Source organism: Actinomycetes bacterium (genome assembly GCA_024222295.1).
In the GTDB taxonomy this organism is placed as follows: Bacteria; Actinomycetota; Acidimicrobiia; order Acidimicrobiales; family Microtrichaceae; genus JAAEPF01.
Window position 1 is genome coordinate 1 of the sequence record JAAEPF010000038.1, and the last position, 1,066, is coordinate 1,066.

Here is a 1,066-nt window from a genome sequence, read left to right on the forward strand (position 1 = left end):
CGCCGTCATGGATGGCCGCAGCGGCGCCCTGCTGTGGGAGGGCGGCGCCGGCAAGGGCGCGTACCCGACACACCCCGAGGTCGGCTACCACACCGTCATCGCCGACCTCGATGGCGACGGGCTGCAAGAGGTCATCACCGGCCGCACCCTGTACGACGCCAACGGCAACGCGCTGTGTGGCTTCTCGAGCGAGGAAGATGACGGCTTCACGGGCGTCGCCGACCTTGACCTCGACGGCGTCGGGGAGGTCGTGAGCATCGGCGGAGGCGTGGGGCGCGTCATCGAAGCCGACTGCACCGTGACCGCCACCTTCGCCCTGGTGGGAGGCGGAAACGGCGGGCCTCCGACCATCGCCGACTATGACACCGACGGGGTGCCGGAGATCGGCGTCGCGGAGGCGGACACCTACACGGTGTACGAGGCCGACGGCACGGTGCTCTGGTCCATGCCGGTTGACGACGCCTCGTCCCACGTCACGGGATCGGTGGTCTTCGACTTCGAGGGTGACGCCCGGCCGGAGGTCGTCTACGCCGACGAGACCCGCCTGTGGGTCTTCGACGGGCTGACCGGTGCAGTGCGGCTCGAGGACGCGAACCACGCGTCCCGGACGCTGCACGAGTTCCCCACCGTGGCAGACGTCGACGCAGACGGCCAGACCGAGATCATCGTCCCCTGCGGCGGTGGCCACGAGGGCGAGAACCAGAACGGCCTGTACATCCTCGGCAGCGAGTCCGGCTCCTGGGTGCCCAGCCGGCAGGTGTGGAACCAGCACGCCTACAGCATCAACAACATCAACGACGACCTCACGCTGCCGACCGAGGCCGTGCCCACCTTCAGCGACCAGAACTCCTGGCACAGCCAGATCGCCGAGGGTGCCGGGGTCTCGCTGATCGACGACCTCACCCCCGACATCGTGGATGTCTGCGACGACCCCTGCGGGGACACGGTGCAGGTGCTCGTGCGCCTCCGGAACCGCTCCGGGAACGACCTGGCGGCCGGCGTGCCGATGGCGCTCTACGGCGATGTCGGCGGCGAGCTCGAGGTCTGGGCGACCACCGAGACGACC

The 1,066-nt window shown here is 69.6% G+C and carries 1 protein-coding gene; it reads left to right on the forward strand.

All coding sequences use genetic code 11. From position 1 onward, the window contains the following. Positions 1 to 1,066: hemolysin (locus tag GY812_14220; GenBank protein ID MCP4436639.1), on the forward strand; the 1,066-nt coding region annotated here is incomplete at both ends.